Here is a 16,782-nt window from a genome sequence, read left to right on the forward strand (position 1 = left end):
GAGTGACCGAAGTTAAACAAAAATCGGGTTTAATTTGGTTATTACTGAGTCTACTGCTTTTTGCAGTAGACTACATAACCAAAGCAGTAGTCGTGGCAAATATGAAGCTCTATGAATCGATAGAGATTTTGCCAATTTTTAACTTCACTTACATGCACAATTATGGCGCTGCATTTAGTTTTTTGAGTGATGCAGGCGGTTGGCAACGCTGGTTTTTCAGCAGCATTGCGGTGGTGATCAGTTTATTACTGACTTATTGGCTGAAAAAGCTGCCAGCGAAAAACTGGGTGTTATGTGGCGCTTACTCAATGGTCATTGGTGGTGCGATTGGCAACCTAGTTGACCGTTTAGTGCATGGCTATGTTGTAGATTTTCTACATTTTTATTATCAAGATTGGCACTATCCAGCATTCAATGTGGCTGATATCGCAATTGTTTGTGGTGCGGGTCTACTTCTTTTAGATGCCTTCACAGGTGAAGGTGCAGATGGTTCTCAGGAGAAAAAAGCATGAGCGAACACGTCATTGGCGAAAAATCAGAAGTTCTTTTTCATTTTTCGATCAAGCTAGAAGACGGATCGGCGGCTGATTCAACAAAAGTACATAACAAACCTGCAAAGTTGTTCATGGGCGATGGTAGCCTGACTGAAAACTTTGAAAAATGCCTTTTAGGCTTAAAAGCGGGTGAGAGTAAATCTTTTGATTTAGAACCTGAAGATGCATTTGGTCAGCCAAACCCAGACAACATCTATTATGTTGACCGCAGTAAGTTTGGTCCTGATGCACCAGCTGAAGTGGGCAGTATTATCGCTTTCACTCAGCCAGATGGCACTGAGCTACCAGGCCTTGTGCGTGAAGTGGCTGGTGATTCTGTGACTATCGATTTCAATCATCCTCTAGCAGGTCAAAAAGTGACGTTTGAAGTTGATATTCTAGAGGTAACTGGCTAATGGATATTTTGTTAGCTAACCCTCGTGGTTTTTGTGCGGGTGTTGATCGCGCTATTTCAATTGTTGAGCGTGCATTAGATATTTTTAACCCACCTATCTATGTGCGTCATGAAGTCGTACATAACAAGTATGTGGTTAATGGCTTAAAAGATCGCGGTGCTGTCTTTGTTGAAGAGTTACACCAAGTACCTGACGACAGTATTGTTATTTTCAGTGCCCACGGTGTATCTCAAGCTGTAAGAGCTGAAGCGAAGCGTCGTGAGTTAAAAGTATTTGATGCTACTTGTCCTCTAGTTACTAAAGTACATATGGAAGTAACACGCGCAAGTCGTCGTGGCACTGAATGTGTTTTAATTGGTCACCAAGGTCATCCCGAAGTGGAAGGTACTATGGGTCAGTACGACAATCCAGAAGGTGGTATTTACTTAGTAGAAACGCCTGAGGATGTTGCAGCACTAGAAGTGAAAGATCCAAGTAACTTATTTTACTGCAGTCAAACAACTTTATCAGTTGACGACACGGCAGATGTGATTGATGCGTTACGTGCTAAATTCCCTGAAATTGACGGCCCACGTAAAGACGACATTTGCTATGCAACACAAAACCGTCAAGATGCTGTGCGTGATCTTGCTGATAAAGCCGATGTGCTATTGGTCGTGGGAGCTAAAAACAGCTCAAACTCGAATCGTTTACGTGAGCTTGCTGAGAAGATGGGCACAACTGCTTACTTAATTGACGATGCAAGCTGTGTTGATGCTAGCTGGTTTGAAAATATCAACTCAGTCGGTGTTACTGCGGGTGCATCAGCCCCTGAAGTGCTTGTTCAACAAGTTATCACACGCTTGAAAGAGTTAGGTGGTAAAACTGTGGTCGAAAACCCAGGTATCGAAGAAAGCATTGTATTTGCGGTGCCTGCCGAGTTGAGATAACTTATGGCAGCAAGGTTTAAATCGCCTGATTTAACATCTGCATTGCTGCCTATTATGGTGACTGAGCGTGGTGTACTTGCCATGCTCGTTACCTCACAATTACTAGCAACCTTGTTAGCTTTTGCCCCGATGAGCGTTGGCTCAGCATGGGAGCGTCTAGGTTTAATTAGTCTATTTATTCACCTTGTCAGCACGACAAGTTTGGCTGTAGTTTATGGCTTAAAAACGCAGCTATCAAAACTCAGTTCCCATTCAGAAATCCTTATAATTTTAGCTATTTTTCAGACAAATACCTTAATTCTAAGTTTATTATCACAGCATTATATTGCAGGGCAAATTGATTGGACTATGGCAACTCAGCACTGTGTGTTGGGGTTAGGTATGCAGCTATTTTTCATTTACTTGATGAGCATTTATGCTGAGCGAGTAGAGACGATTAAAACGCTCTCAAAGGTGGAGCTAGACGCATTACATGCTCGTATAAGGCCGCATTTTTTAAATAACAGCCTTAATACGATTGCTGAATTAACTCATGTAGATCCTCAAGCTGCGGAGCAAGCGACGTTAAATCTTGCGCGTTTATCGCAAGCTGCCATGCGTACTCAACAGTTAACCACCTTAGAAGATGAGATAAACTTATCAAAGCAATATTTGGCTATTGAAGCATGGCGTTTTAGTGATAAGTTTGAAGTTATTTGGCAGATTGGTTCTTGCAACTTGGCAAGCCAAGTGCCGGTTTTATCGATTCAGCCTTTACTTGAAAATGCAGTGAATTACGGCATCGAGCCAAGTGGCAATAAAAGCCAAATTGAAGTGTTTATTCTGGATGTTGATGAGCAAATCGTTGTCAAGATAACTAATCCAATCAATCATCGTGACAGCAATAGTCATTCAGGACAGGGGATCGCCCTGTCTAATATCAAAGCTCGGATTGAGCTTCATTTTGGAAATAGTGCAAGTTTGCAAACGGCAATTGATCAAGATAAGTTCGTGGCAGAGTTACGTATTCCCATTGGAGCTAAAGCATGAAGTACATCATCGCTGATGACGAGCCTTTAGCAAGAGCAAGAATTATACGCTTGCTATCAGCCTGGCCACATTATGAGTGTGTTGCACAAGTAGGCTCTGGCGATGAGGTTGAGCCGGCTATAAAAGAACACTCAGTACAGTTGCTGTTTCTTGATATCAATATGCCAGGGCTTGATGGTATTAAAACGGCTGAAATACTTAATCATAAATATCGTGACTTAAAAATAATCTTTGTTACCGCCCACAGTGAATTTGCTTTGCAAGCTTTTAATGTGTTTGCAGCAGGTTTTTTGGTTAAGCCTGTGAGTCAATCGGATTTGTTTTCACTTTTAGCGCGCTTATTTAACCCTCGCATTCAGTATCAAGTAGGAAATCAAACCCGTTGGGTTGATGTTGATGATGTGGTAGTGGCTAAAGCGGAAGATAAGTTAACGCAGATCTACTTCCAAGGAGGAGATGCAACAATTGATTTAAGCCTTAAAAAGCTACTGACTCTTTACCCTGAGCATTTTGTACAAATTCACCGAAACACATTAGTGAAGGCAAAGTCCATAAAGCAACTCGAACATACACATTCAGGAATTCTGGTTAGTTTAACTGACCATTCAGAAAAGTTAGCGGTAAGCCGCCGTGCTTATTCTGCAATAAAAAATCATTTATAGACCGTTTGTCAGAAATAAAAACCGCTTATCCTTTCAAAAATTGCTTCTAGTAAGTAACTCTTTAACAATGCACAAATCATAAACCGTTTTTGACTGTGTATGCCATTTATCAATCGAACACAATCAGGGTTCACCCTTCTTGAAGTGCTAATCGCATTTATGGTGTTGAGCTTTGGGTTATTAGGCGCTGTAGCTTTACAGGCGCAAGCCAAAAAAGCCAGTTTTGACTCTATGCAACGTGCGGCTGCAATTTCGCTGGGTGAAGATATTATGCAGCGGATCAGGTCAAATGATACTGCAGATATCGTGTCCTTGTACAAACAAACGTTCAGTAGCGACACAGATTTAAGCCCTCGAGATGATTGTTATACAGATGTATGTAGCGCACAGAATATTGCCAGAACAGATCTTGAAAACTGGAAGGCAGCGATTAGAGCAAGAGAAAATACAGGGTCTTTGGACGAAGCGACGGTCTGTATCAATATTACGCCAGTAGCAAATACTGCAGGCATGGGATTTGATGTGAGCGTCATTGTTTCATGGCGCGGTAGGCAAGACTTTAAAGCGTCCGATGCGACTAAAGACATACAGTGCGGTAATGTCGATGACAGGCGTCGTTTAGTAAAACTAGATAGTTACTTATTGATCAGAGGATAAAATGAGGCAGAAAGGTTTCACTATTTTAGAATTTCTGATTTCTATGTTCATTGGCTTCTTAATTTTAGGTGGTGTCATTGCGACTTATGTGAGCATGAAAGCCACTACTCGAGATACGATGGCAATTGGTGAGTTGCAAGAAACAGGTCGCCTAACTCTATCTATTTTAAGAAGAGATATAGAGCAGATAGGATTTTGGGGCACATTTTATGAGGCTGAATTCTCAGTAGATAACACGGTAAGTGAATCAAACCCTGATCCTGATTGTTTTGGCGGGTTAAATAACGGCAGTTTTCCTGATACCACCCCGACAAACTTTCGACCTATATTTGCAGAAGTGTCTGATGGCAACGAAATGCTAGGCTGTATTGACGACTCGAAGGAAGACACGAACGTTATTCAGTTAAAGTTTCTTGAAGGGCGTCAGATGACACCTGAGACAATCACAAATACGAATCGATATTACTTTATTGCTGAGCAAGAAAAAGCACAGTTTATAACCGGGGATGCTGCTAAAAACCCATTACCTACAGTAAACGCGACGTTATGGCCATATAGTCACCACGTTTACTATATCAATGAACAAACCTTAAAAATTAATAATAGAGACATAGTTGTGCCTGTTCTAATGCGTAAAAGGTTAACTGAAAATGGTGGCTTAGTGACTGAGCCAATCATGGAAGGCATTGAAGATATGCGCATGGTGTTTGGTATAGACAGTGACTCAGATAATAAAGTGGATACTTACCGCAGTACTCAGGCCATGACCGCAGAACTTTGGGAGAACACCAACGGTATTTTAACGGTTCAGGTGTTTTTACTCGTCAGGTCCTTAGAGGCTGATGCCGATTTAGAGTTAGAAAGTCAAACTTATACGCTCGGACTAGATGATGACAAGCGAGTTCATACTTTTACAGATAATTACAGGCGAACCGTTTTTACAACGACAATCCGTTTGAATAATGTGGGGTCTACAGCATGGCGAATGTAAAAAATCAGAAAGGTGTTGTTCTCATTACTGCCATGATCATGATAGTCGCGGTCACAGCAGTTGCTGTGAGTTTAATGAGTAGCAGTAGTATCGATTTAAAAATCACCAATGCAGCACAAGAGCGTGCAGAGGCTGAAACCGAACTTATTGGTGAGATCCATAAACTCATAGTTGCAGAAGGAACTAGTGCTAACAATCGATTTACACTCAAGCGCCAACAAATGCCTGATGGAGGTATGGATATGAGTTCGTCCTCAACTCCTTCACATATGACGAATACACTTAAAAATTTGAATAATGGCGAAATGGAATTACATTGCCCAAGGCAGTTCGCCTATACAGATGGCTTAACATGTAACCTCACGGAAATGGAGTCAACTATAACTTACGGTTCTAAGAATAAGCATACAATTACTGTGGTTATAGGGATTGGTCAAGAAATCATTAGTCACAATGAGGGCAGCTAAGATGAAACATAACGTACTTTTTGGCCTTATAGCTTCGATGATTGCCTTTACTACAAAAGCTGAAGATATAGAGCTTTTCGTTAAACATAATATCGATATTCAAGAAAAGCCTAGGGTGATGATTGTATTTGACACTTCGGGCAGTATGGCTTTTTCGAGTGTTACAGGTGATGACTGTGGGTATGATTATTACTATGGCAGGTGGATACTATGTTCTGATAACCGACTGGGCGTTGCGAAAGATGCCATCACAGGGTTAATAGACGATAACCCGAACGTCGATTTCGGATTGATGCGTTTTAACAGAGATAATCAAGGTGGTTATGTACTGTCCGGGATTGGTTCGAGTAGCTCTGATATTAAAAGTAAGATTAACACTTTGGAAGCAAATGGTGGTACGCCTCTTAGTGAAACGCTCTGGGAAGCTTATCTTTATTTGACGGGCAGCGCTCGCAAATATGCAGATTATTACTCGTCCGGTCGAGATACAAATATAGAGTCGGGAAGCAACTATATCTCTCCATTTGTGCCTGTAGCTGGAGAGCAGCGTTGTAATAGCTCAGTGAATGTTATTTTAATGACGGATGGCGACCCTTCGGCGGATAGTGATGCGAATAATAGTATTTATTGGAAACATAAAGGGACTTATGGGGAAACAGTGCCTGTTATCAGAAATAACTATATGCCAGCACTTGCAGAAGCGATGCATGGTAGAAGTGGTAGTGATCCTGTTGAAGTGGACCTTTATCCGAATACATCAGATTTAAAAGACACTGCTTATATTTACACCATAGGTTTTGGAAAGGGAATGAGTGATGCTGGTGAAGATATTCTAAGGCAAACAGCTGCATTTGGAGGCGGAAAATACTATCAAGCAGATACAGCAAAAAAATTAAAAGAAGACTTTAATAAAATAATCAGTGATATCAATCAGCGAAACTCAAGCTTTGTATCTCCTTCAGTATCAATGAATAGCTCAGATCAAACACAGAGCGGTAACTCTCTTTACTACACCATGTTTTTACCTGAGAAACACACTCGCTGGAAAGGTAACCTAAAAAAGCTTCAGGTGAAAGACGGTGAAATTATTGATATGTCGAATCAGCCTGCGCTCGATGCACAAGATGGCATTATCAGTAAAAACGCGACAACCTTTTGGTCTGCACCTGGTTCGAAAGATGGAAATAACATCGAGCAAGGTGGTGTGAATTATCAGTTATCTAAGCAAACTACCCGAAAACTATACTCTGATTTTGGGCTCGGTAGTTTGGTTTTATTTAAATGGCGTAAAGCGAGAGACGCAGTTGGAGCCGCTAAGTTAAGAGAGAAGTTTGGAACATCGACTAACACTGAGACAAAAACCTTAATGAAATGGATATCTGGGTTTGATGAGTTAGATGAAAACAGTGACTCTGATATGAGAAAGGATATTTTTGGCGATCCTCTACACTCAAAACCGGTCACCATGGATTATGGCAATAATGATATCCGTATTTTTGTTGGCACTAACTCCGGTGTTTTGCATGCCTTCAAAGATAATGGCAATACAGTAAATGAAAGTTGGGCGTTCTTACCGGGTCAGTTGCTCGATATTCATAAGCCGCTAATGAATAAGCAGGATGGAACTAAGCTTTATGGTGTTGATGGTCCAATAACCGTTTTCCATAAAGATATTAACCGAGATAATATTGTTAATGGTACAGATAAAGTATGGCTGTTTTTCGGTCTCAGAAGAGGTGGAACCGCCTACTACGCTTTAGATATAACGAGTCCCGATACACCAAAAATGTTATGGAATGCTCCTATAACACCGGAAAAAACAGGCTTTGAAGAGTTAGGTCAGTCATGGTCAAAGCCTTTCGTGACATACATTCGTTCACAAAAAGAAAAGCCTGTGGTGATTTTTGGTGCAGGCTACGATACCAATAAAGACAATATTTCTAAAACGAAAGATAGCAAGGGTCGAGGTTTATTTATTGTTGACGCTGAGAGTGGCGATTTAGTTTGGTCATTGACACCGGGTGGTCCAAGTATTACTACCGAACAAGCGAGTAAATTTCAAGGCCTCCATAGTATTGCAGCAGATGTTTCACTCATGGACTCGGATTACGATGGGTTTACAGATAGAATCTATGCAGCAGATACTGGCGGTAACATTTGGCGGGTTGATATGCCAAGAGATAAACCAAATGACACTGAAAATCCTTGGACCCACTTTAAATTTGCAGAGTTAGCAGGCTCGAAAGACAGAGATGATAGACGCTTCTTTTATCAACCATTAGTTGCTCGTACTTTCTTTAGTAAAGTCACCAAGACGATAACCAACAATGGCTCGTATACAACACGAAGAGAAGTCCCCTATGAAGCGATTATTATAGGCAGTGGTAATAGAGCAAGTCCACTAGAGAAAACAGTGAATAACCAGCTCTATGTGATACGTGATGAAAACACGGTAACACGCTCATACCAAGGTGATGAGATACCAGATACGATTTACCATAGCCAGCTTATGCAAGTAAAAGATGAACCTTTCTACAAAGCAACGTCTAAACAAGCTTTTTACGAAAAAGAAGCGGAACTAGGTGCGCTTAAAGGGTGGAAATATCAACTTAGGGCCGGAGAGAAGTCGTTAGCAAAAGCAACTGTCGTAGGTGGTATTGCTTACTTTACTTCGTTCACACCACACTTAGATACTACGATAGACCAATGTTCGGTAGGCAGTGGCGGTGGTTCTTTATATGCCTTACATTTACATTATGGTGCGCGTGTATTCCAGAAGATAAGGTATGACACTGAGAGAGAAGTCCCCAGTACACCTGTGATCCTTTACCATAAAGAATCAGAAACAGAAGGGGGTTATAAACGCAGCACAGGCCGTTTAAATATTGAATTAAAGAGTACTGACTCTACAGGAGGGAAAGGTCCTGACGGTAGTAAACCGAGTGAGCCATTTTTAAGTGCTAAAGTAGCGGGGCCCTTACCAACACTCAATAGCGCGGGGCAGCCAACATTTTTGAGTAATGAAGTACATGGTATTACGACAAAGCAAATGTATATTTACAAACGAGAGGATCATGATGAAAAGTAATCATATAAAGGGTTTTACCTTGCTCGAAATGCTGATTGTTGTTGCGATAGCGGGCATCCTAGCCTCTGTCGCTTATCCTCAGTATACGGAGTACGTTAAGAGAGCTGCGCGCTCAGATGCAATGGTATTACTTTTAGATGCTGCCAATAAACAAGAGCAGTACTATGCTGATAATAGAAGCTATGCAGATGATTTGAGCTTAATAAATGTCCCATCTAAGAGTGAAAATGGTTATTTTACCATTACAGTAGAGGTGCCTGACACAGGCACATCATTTACAATCACGGCAACAGCAGCTTCTGGTGCAGTGGCTGGTGATACTGCTTGTTCTACGTTTACCATTACAGATACAGGAGTTAAAGGTTCTACAGGTACTAGTGATACGGATGATTGCTGGGAGCGCTAAATGCGCTCCTTACACTTTCTGGTATCCCTCATCCTTGCTCGACCTGCGTTGTTAATACTCATTTCAAGTCCAGTGGGTTTGCCTTTAAGGTCAAATGCACAATAGACAAACGTACCATTTGCTAACCCTTTTAAACTACCATCGGGCTTAAATGTAATGGCATGTCTTGGATATGATAATTCATCTTGGATATTAATACGGTCAATGACGTAGAGTACTTCTTCATCGGCATCGAGTACATGGTTTCTATTGGTATCGACAAAACTGGTTAATGATTCATGCCAAAGGTCTTTATGGCACTTATTATGAACTAAGCCACAAAAACTAATATATTTATCGTGGGTTATGGCATAGCCTCGCGACAGAAATATTTGCCGTTTTATCTGTTTAAGGGCCACTTCAGGTCTATTCTTGTGTAAAACGCTATTGAAGGAAGGCACCGCCAAAAAAGTAAGAATAACGATTAAAGATAAGGTGACGAGTAACTCAATTAGAGTTAAACCTCGAGCGTGATTAAGTGAGTTTCTAGCTGCCATCCTTGCAACCTTAATAAGATTAAATTGTGGATATAAATATAGAATAAAGTATGAGTTTGTCAATGTTGTTTTATGAACAGCCGGTGCTGCTATCACCGTTGTATAGTGCAGTCCCACCGACGGTGAGTGTCAGCGCTTTGGCATGTTCAGTTTGATTTAAAGGACAATAGATAAATTGACCAGCGTTTGTATTCACAACACGACCACTACTATCAAACCTTAAACGCGTATCTGGTGCTTTTAGGTTGTCATTTGCTATAAGCTTATCCATAACGCGAAGTAAGTCATCACTTGCGACTTCATATGTGCCATTATTATTTTTATCAATAAATGAAATGATCTGGTTATTCTTCCAGTTATTGATGCATGTGAGATTTTCGTTTGCAGCGAGTTTTTTCGCATCGACAGGACACAAGATCACGATTTCATCGCTGGTTGTTGCTTTTGCTCGAGCAAATGTGATGTGTCTTTTCAACTCAAGCATAAAAGACTCTGCACGTGTTTTTTCATTCAGATCTGTATTACCGGCAAAAGACAAGGTCACTAAGATGGCTAATATCGCAATAGTGATGAGCAGTTCTAATAACGTGAAGCCACGATGTTTCATATTGACGCCTAGAAAAGAGCAATTATTCAATTGTAGCATATTGCATTATGAAGCTTTTTCTCAATAGTTTGCAACGAGTTTGTTTGCTATGAATAGTGGGATTGTCTAAAATCGACTCACTCGCTAAGGAAATAAAACACCATGAAAAAAATAGAAGCAATAATTAAACCTTTTAAACTCGATGATGTTCGTGAAGCTTTGTCTGAAATAGGCATTACAGGTATGACAGTCTGTGAAGTGAAGGGCTTTGGTCGTCAAAAAGGCCATACAGAGCTATACCGTGGTGCGGAATATATGGTCGATTTTTTGCCTAAAGTGAAACTAGATATTGTTTTAGCTGACGAAGATGTTGATAGAGCGATCGAAGTTATTCTTAAAACAGCGCAGACAGGTAAAATAGGTGACGGTAAAATCTTCGTGACTGAAGTTGAACGCGTTGTTCGTATCCGAACAGGTGAAGAAGACGAAGAAGCTATTTAATGAGATGAAACAATAACGACGCTCAAAGAGCGCCGTTATTGTTTATTAATGCAAATTAATTTATTTGTCGCTGTTGCTCGTTTAATAAACGCGTCTGCTGTGCATGCTTGCTTAACTCATCAAGTCCAAGCTTGGCATAGCTTTTCTCCATTATCTCAAGTGCTGTGATTAAATAGCTGCTTTGGGAAAAGTGTTCCACAACATATTTACCACGGTTAGCTGCAGCTAAATAGGCCTCACGCTCAAAATAATATTCAGCTACTTTAATTTCGTAACGAGCCATTTTATTTAAAAGCCATACTAAGCGTTTTTTTGCTTCAGGTACATATGGGCTCTCAGGGTAGCTATCTACTAAAGTTGAAAGATCTTGGAAAGCAACACGGGTGCGACTTGCATCACGGTCAGCTCTATCTATGCCGAAGTATTCTTGAAAGGCATTCTTATCAGCCTGAATATTAACTAAGCCACGCATAAAATACATGTAGTCTAAGTTTTTATGATTTGGGTTTAGACGAATAAAGCGATCGATTGTTGCAAGTGCCTGATCAGTGTTACCTGTTTTGTAATAGGCAAAAACGAGATCCATTTGTACTTGCTGTGCATGAGGGCCAAATGGATAACGAGAATTTAACGCACCCAGTAACTCAATAGAGCGAGCATATAAACCAGAGTCTAAAGTTGATTTAGCATCTTCATAGAGTGCTTGTGCTGATTTATTCGGCACACGTTCGATATCTTCTTGCTCTGGTGCAGAAGAGCATGCCGCAAGACCTAGAAAAGAAGTGCTGACTAGGATGGCAAAGGCGCGTTTCCCTAATTTAGTTATCATTTTATTTTACTACCTTTGGTGTCTTCGGCTAGGCCAAGATGGCAAAACCGAGTAAACTATGCATTTATGCGATTCTAACCCAGTCGAGCTAAGCTTGCACTGGTAATTTAGGTAAACTAACAGATGTCTGAGCAAATTTCTCTTCAAGCCGAAGTGCCAACTGAATTAGGCGGTAAACGTCTAGACCAAATTTTGGCGCAAATGTTCCCTGATTTTTCACGTTCAAGAATAAAAACTTGGATTTTAGATGAAAAAGTCACTGTCGATGGTGAGGTCTTATCGACACCAAGAGAAAAGCTGTTAGGAGGGGAGTTAATTTCCATCGAGACGCAAATAGAAGCGCCACGTGAATATGAAGCACAAGACATCGACCTAAACATTGTTTATGAAGATGATGACATCCTTGTTATCAATAAGCCTATGGGGCTAGTGGTACACCCAGGTGCTGGTAATCCAGATGGCACAGTATTAAATGCCTTATTACATCATCACCCGGATATCATTAATGTGCCACGAGCGGGTATTGTGCATCGTCTAGATAAAGACACGACAGGTTTAATGGTTGTTGCAAAAACCATCCAAGCCCAAACACATCTTGTTAAAGCCCTACAAAAACGTGATAACTTTACCCGTGAATATGAAGCGATTTGTAATGGTACAATGACTGCCGGTGGCATGGTTGAAAAGCCAATAGGTCGTCATGCAACAAAACGCACGCATATGGCTATTCATGAAATGGGCAAACCTGCCGTAACGCATTACCGCGTTGCAGAAAAGTTCAGAGCGCACACACGTTTACGCTTAAGACTAGAAACAGGTCGTACTCACCAAATTCGTGTTCATATGGCTTATTTAACGCATCCGCTAGTAGGTGATCAATTATATGGCGGCCGCCCTCGCCCTCCTCGCAATGCAACACCAGAATTGTTTGCACAGCTAAGAGACTTTAAACGTCAGGCGCTGCATGCAATTAAATTGAGTATTGCGCACCCAATTACGGGAGAGCAAATGACTTGGGAAGCCCCTGTTCCTGAAGATATGCAAATTCTAACCCAGGCGTTACGTGATGATACGAAAGCTAACCCCGATTTAGTCTATTAGAATATGCAGTTAGTTGATTGGCCATTACACCAAGTTGTCGGTGGTATTCAAACTACACGTTTAGGAGGTTGTTCTAGACCTCCTTATTCGAGTTTTAACCTTGGGTTTCATGTTGGTGATGACGAAGATGCGGTTTTGGCTAATCATCGAGTATTAAATGAGTTTTTACCAAGCCCACCATTTTGGTTAGATCAGGTTCATAGTGCCAATGTGTTAGAGGTAACAAACTCTGTTACAGAGCAGAAGGTATTTGATAGGCCAAAAGCCGATGCGCTTTATACAAAACTAAAAGCGCAACCTTTGGCAATTATGACTGCTGATTGTCTGCCAATTTTGTTAGCGAGTAATAATGGAAACGAAGTGGCTGCTGTTCACGGTGGTTGGCGGCCTCTCGCTGGCAATATTATTGAGAAAACTATTGAGAAGTTTACCGCACCGAATCAACAAATATCGGCTTGGTTAGGCCCAGCAATTGGGTCTACTGCATTTGAAGTGGGTTCAGATGTTGTGAATGCTTTTACACGCATGAATCCATCACATATTGATGACTTTACAGAGCTACAAAATCAAAAATTTTTAGCTGATATTTTTTCTATTGCAAAACGACAGTTGTCTTCGCTAGGAGTAACTCGAATATACAGTCAGTATGAGTGCACCTACTCTATGCCAACAAAGTACTTTTCCTACCGCAGAGATGCAATTACGGGGCGATTAGCGACCTTGATTTGGCGCAAATAAATCAAATTAAAACTTTAAAATAGCCTTGAACAATACCTGTTGAATACCCATAAAGTAACTAGATTATTTTTATAAAGGTTTAGACGTCATGCGTTTAGATAGATTCACAAGTAAATTCCAAGCAGCACTTTCCGATGCGCAATCACTGGCATTAGGCCGAGACCATCAATTTATTATGCCTGTGCATTTGATGTATGCACTACTTCAGCAAAATGGTTCAAGTGTAAGAGCTTTATTAGCGCAAGCAGGGATCAGTGCTGACGAGTTAAATAATAAACTGACTAAATCAATCGATAAAATTTTTAAGGTTTCAGGTATCGGTGGAGATGTTCAACTTCACAATGAACTTATTTCTCTTATCAATTTGTGTGATAAATATGCTCAAAAGCGCAAAGACGAATATATATCGAGTGAGTTATTTGTATTTGCTGCGTGTGAAGATAAAGGCGAATTAGGTCAAATTTTAAGAGAGTTACAATTAACTCAAAAGAAAGTAGAACAAGCTATAAAAGCTATTCGAGGTGGTCAAAAAGTCGATAACCCAAATGCTGAAGACACACGTCAATCTCTTGAAAAATTCACTATTGATCTGACTGAGCGTGCAGAGCAGGGCAAACTAGATCCTGTAATTGGCCGCGATGAAGAAATCCGACGCACAATACAAGTACTGCAGAGACGTACTAAGAATAACCCAGTTCTAATCGGTGAGCCAGGCGTTGGTAAAACAGCCATTGCTGAAGGTTTAGCTCAGCGTATCATTAATGGAGAAGTACCTGAGGGTCTTAAAAACAAGCGTGTTCTTTCTCTTGATTTGGGCGCTCTGGTAGCAGGTGCAAAATATCGTGGTGAATTTGAGGAGCGCCTAAAGTCCGTTCTAAATGAACTGGCAAAAGAAGAAGGACAAGTGATCTTATTCATTGATGAAATCCACACTATGGTAGGTGCGGGTAAAACTGACGGTGCAATGGATGCAGGCAATATGTTAAAACCAGCACTTGCCCGAGGTGAGTTACATTGTGTGGGGGCCACTACTCTAGATGAATATCGTCAATATATTGAAAAGGATGCTGCGCTAGAAAGACGTTTCCAAAAAGTATTTGTGAGTGAACCAAGTGTCTCAGACACAATTGCTATTTTACGTGGTTTAAAAGAGCGTTACGAACTTCATCACTCTGTTGATATCACAGATCCTGCTATCGTTGCTGCAGCGAACCTTTCCCATCGTTATATTTCAGATAGACAACTTCCAGATAAGGCCATTGACTTAATTGATGAAGCAGGTAGTTCTATTCGCCTGCAAATTGATTCTAAACCAGAGCAACTAGATAGATTAGAAAGAAAAATTATTCAGCTAAAGCTTGAAGACAATGCACTGGCGAAAGAGAAAGACGAAGCAAGTCAAAAGCGTCGTACTGAAATGCAGAGTCTGATTTCAGAATTAGAGAGTGAGTATAAAGAACTTGATGAAGTGTGGAATGCCGAAAAAGCATCTTTACAGGGCACGCAAGTAATAAAAGGTGAGCTAGAGCAAGCGAGATTAGACCTTGAAGTTGCGCGTCGAGCCAGTGACTTACAAAGAATGTCAGAGCTTCAGTATGGACGAATTCCTGAATTAGAAAGAAAGTTAGATCTTGCGTCTCAAGCTGAAATGCAAGAAATGAGTTTGTTAAAGAATCAAGTCGGTGAAGACGAAATTGCAGAAATCTTATCACGTTGGACAGGGATCCCTGTTGCTAAGATGCTGCAAGGTGAGCGAGAGAAGCTCCTTCAGATGGAAGATGAATTACATAATAAAGTAATAGGTCAAGACGAAGCGGTAAATGCGGTATCAAATGCTATTCGCCGTTCAAGAGCAGGCCTTGCAGATCCAAATCGTCCGATTGGCTCATTTTTATTCTTAGGCCCAACAGGTGTCGGTAAGACAGAGTTAACAAAAGCGCTAGCAAACTTTATGTTTGATACTGAAGAAGCCATGGTTCGCATTGATATGTCCGAATTTATGGAAAAGCATTCAGTTGCACGGTTAGTCGGTGCCCCTCCGGGGTATGTCGGTTATGAAGAAGGAGGTTATTTAACCGAAGCGGTGAGACGTCGTCCTTATTCTGTTGTGTTATTAGATGAAGTAGAAAAAGCACATCCAGATGTGTTTAATATATTGCTGCAAGTTTTAGATGATGGCCGTTTAACTGATGGTCAAGGCCGGACTGTTGATTTTAAAAACACAGTTATCATTATGACGTCAAACTTAGGATCTGACATTATCCAAGAGCAAGCTGGTCAAAATGACTATTCATCATTAAAAGAAAAGGTGATGGGCGTCCTTGCTACTCAGTTTAGGCCTGAGTTTATAAACCGTATCGATGAAACCGTCGTGTTCCATCCTTTAATCGATGAACATATTAAAGAGATTGCGAATATACAACTAGATAAATTGACTGCCAGATTATTTGAAAAAGGTTACCAGTTTGAATTGCTACCTGAAGCGTTAAATAAAATAGCTGCACATGGCTTTGACCCAGTGTTTGGTGCAAGACCACTAAAGCGTGCAATACAGCAATATGTTGAAAACCCATTAGCGCAAAAACTATTGGCAGGCGAATTTCTCCCAGGTGATAAAATTAGAGTAACGGTAGATAACGACGTTATTACATTTACAAAGTAATAAGCAGACTAAACATTGGGCATTCATTTTATATGCGTGCCCAAATTTATTTCTTTTTCTTCCTTGCATTATCTTCCGTATCGACAATACTTAAATTCCCCTGAATGATTAGGGGGTGGTTATATGACTTAAATATTGTAGTTTTACTTCGTTTTGATTTCTTTTTGTACAGAAAATGTCGGAAAACAGGCGTTTCGTTTAAAATACACGCGAACAGTTGGTTTTTTACAATTTTCTTTAAAAAAGGGGTTGCGTAATTTTCTGCTCTCCTTATAATGCGACCCCACTGACACGGGGCGAGACGCTGAAAAGCAAATCAAGACGATGTCGAGTCAAATAAAACTTAGCTTTAAACTTTCTCTTAAGAAAAAGATTAAAGTTAAGTGTTGACATAAAAAGTGAAGTCGTTATTATGGCGCTCCACTTCGCAGCAAGGCTGCGGCGGCAAGCAAAAGCTTAGTCGCACTCCGGTAACCGGAATGTTCTTTAAAAATATGAAGCAATCATCTGTGTGGGCACTCGTACAGGTTGAGTTCTAACAGCTCTTGATTCAGGAGCAAAAAATTTAGAGTCTCAAATGTAACTGAGTGACTTCATAGTCAATTCGATTCGAAAGAATCAAAATCAGAATTCATTGAGCATGGTTTGAAG

At 40.6% G+C, this 16,782-nt stretch carries 17 protein-coding genes; 14 read left to right on the plus strand and 3 right to left on the minus strand.

Translation table 11 applies throughout. The annotated features are described in order from the left end of the window. Nucleotides 1-2: 2 nt before the first annotated feature. From lspA to AAEU28_RS09305, 10 genes are all read left to right on the plus strand, one after another. Complete coding sequence (gene lspA, locus AAEU28_RS09260) at nt 3-512, plus strand: signal peptidase II (RefSeq protein WP_421963848.1); 510 nt, start codon at nt 3-5, stop codon at nt 510-512. Further along, a complete protein-coding gene (gene fkpB, locus AAEU28_RS09265) occupies nt 509-949 on the plus strand; it encodes an FKBP-type peptidyl-prolyl cis-trans isomerase (protein WP_130256583.1) in 441 nt (146 codons plus the stop codon). The genes lspA and fkpB overlap by 4 nt, the downstream gene beginning before the upstream one ends. Then, nucleotides 949-1,878: a 4-hydroxy-3-methylbut-2-enyl diphosphate reductase gene (gene ispH, locus AAEU28_RS09270; RefSeq protein ID WP_349287522.1), complete on the plus strand. Its 930-nt coding sequence runs from the start codon at nt 949-951 to the stop codon at nt 1,876-1,878. Before fkpB ends, ispH begins: the two co-directional genes overlap by 1 nt. A 3-nt stretch (nt 1,879-1,881) precedes the next feature. Then, nucleotides 1,882-2,907, plus strand: a complete 1,026-nt coding sequence (locus AAEU28_RS09275) for a sensor histidine kinase (protein WP_421963849.1) — start codon at nt 1,882-1,884, stop codon at nt 2,905-2,907. Continuing rightward, nucleotides 2,904-3,569 (plus strand): LytR/AlgR family response regulator transcription factor, encoded by a 666-nt coding sequence (locus tag AAEU28_RS09280; RefSeq protein WP_421963850.1) that lies wholly within the window; start codon nt 2,904-2,906, stop codon nt 3,567-3,569. The genes AAEU28_RS09275 and AAEU28_RS09280 overlap by 4 nt, the downstream gene beginning before the upstream one ends. A 99-nt stretch (nt 3,570-3,668) precedes the next feature. Then, complete coding sequence (gene pilV, locus AAEU28_RS09285; RefSeq protein ID WP_421963851.1) at nt 3,669-4,226, plus strand: type IV pilus modification protein PilV; 558 nt, start codon at nt 3,669-3,671, stop codon at nt 4,224-4,226. A 1-nt stretch (nt 4,227) separates the two neighbouring features. Then, on the plus strand, nt 4,228-5,217 hold the full coding sequence (locus tag AAEU28_RS09290) for a PilW family protein (protein ID WP_421963852.1): 990 nt from the start codon (nt 4,228-4,230) through the stop codon (nt 5,215-5,217). Next, nucleotides 5,205-5,684, plus strand: a complete 480-nt coding sequence (locus AAEU28_RS09295) for a pilus assembly protein PilX (RefSeq protein ID WP_421963853.1) — start codon at nt 5,205-5,207, stop codon at nt 5,682-5,684. Before AAEU28_RS09290 ends, AAEU28_RS09295 begins: the two co-directional genes overlap by 13 nt. 1 nt (nt 5,685) lies before the next feature. Beyond that, the gene (locus AAEU28_RS09300) at nt 5,686-8,772 is read left to right on the plus strand and encodes a pilus assembly protein (RefSeq protein WP_421963854.1); all 3,087 of its coding nucleotides are present in this window, start codon (nt 5,686-5,688) and stop codon (nt 8,770-8,772) included. Then, nucleotides 8,762-9,178 carry a type IV pilin protein gene (locus AAEU28_RS09305; RefSeq protein WP_421963866.1) on the plus strand — a complete coding sequence of 139 codons (417 nt, stop codon included), beginning with the start codon at nt 8,762-8,764 and terminating at the stop codon, nt 9,176-9,178. The genes AAEU28_RS09300 and AAEU28_RS09305 overlap by 11 nt, the downstream gene beginning before the upstream one ends. On the opposite strand, the gene AAEU28_RS09310 is transcribed toward AAEU28_RS09305, so the two are convergent. After that, nucleotides 9,175-9,714 (minus strand): GspH/FimT family pseudopilin, encoded by a 540-nt coding sequence (locus AAEU28_RS09310; protein WP_421963855.1) that lies wholly within the window; start codon nt 9,712-9,714, stop codon nt 9,175-9,177. The two genes, AAEU28_RS09305 and AAEU28_RS09310, sit on opposite strands and share 4 nt — an antisense overlap. A gap of 70 nt (nt 9,715-9,784) precedes the next feature. Then, nucleotides 9,785-10,321, minus strand: coding sequence for a GspH/FimT family pseudopilin (locus AAEU28_RS09315; protein WP_421963856.1), 537 nt, complete (start codon nt 10,319-10,321; stop codon nt 9,785-9,787). 141 nt (nt 10,322-10,462) lie between these two features. On the opposite strand from AAEU28_RS09315, the gene glnB reads away from it, so the two are divergent. After that, nucleotides 10,463-10,801, plus strand: a complete 339-nt coding sequence (gene glnB, locus AAEU28_RS09320; RefSeq protein WP_130256575.1) for a nitrogen regulatory protein P-II — start codon at nt 10,463-10,465, stop codon at nt 10,799-10,801. A gap of 55 nt (nt 10,802-10,856) precedes the next feature. Here the strand turns inward: glnB and AAEU28_RS09325 are convergent, their stop codons facing one another. After that, nucleotides 10,857-11,630 carry an outer membrane protein assembly factor BamD gene (locus tag AAEU28_RS09325; protein ID WP_138483762.1) on the minus strand — a complete coding sequence of 258 codons (774 nt, stop codon included), beginning with the start codon at nt 11,628-11,630 and terminating at the stop codon, nt 10,857-10,859. A gap of 123 nt (nt 11,631-11,753) precedes the next feature. On the opposite strand from AAEU28_RS09325, the gene rluD reads away from it, so the two are divergent. The 3 genes from rluD (at nt 11,754) to clpB (ending at nt 16,131) form a co-directional block, all read left to right on the plus strand. Further along, entirely contained in the window at nt 11,754-12,731 is a 978-nt protein-coding gene (gene rluD, locus AAEU28_RS09330; protein ID WP_138483764.1) for a 23S rRNA pseudouridine(1911/1915/1917) synthase RluD, read from the plus strand. A gap of 3 nt (nt 12,732-12,734) precedes the next feature. Continuing rightward, the gene (gene pgeF / locus AAEU28_RS09335; RefSeq protein ID WP_421963857.1) at nt 12,735-13,469 is read left to right on the plus strand and encodes a peptidoglycan editing factor PgeF; all 735 of its coding nucleotides are present in this window, start codon (nt 12,735-12,737) and stop codon (nt 13,467-13,469) included. A gap of 88 nt (nt 13,470-13,557) precedes the next feature. Continuing rightward, nucleotides 13,558-16,131 carry an ATP-dependent chaperone ClpB gene (gene clpB, locus AAEU28_RS09340; RefSeq protein ID WP_421963858.1) on the plus strand — a complete coding sequence of 858 codons (2,574 nt, stop codon included), beginning with the start codon at nt 13,558-13,560 and terminating at the stop codon, nt 16,129-16,131. Nucleotides 16,132-16,782: the final 651 nt, after the last annotated feature.

Source organism: Pseudoalteromonas sp. SS15 (assembly GCF_049257195.1).
Taxonomy (GTDB): domain Bacteria; phylum Pseudomonadota; class Gammaproteobacteria; order Enterobacterales; family Alteromonadaceae; genus Pseudoalteromonas.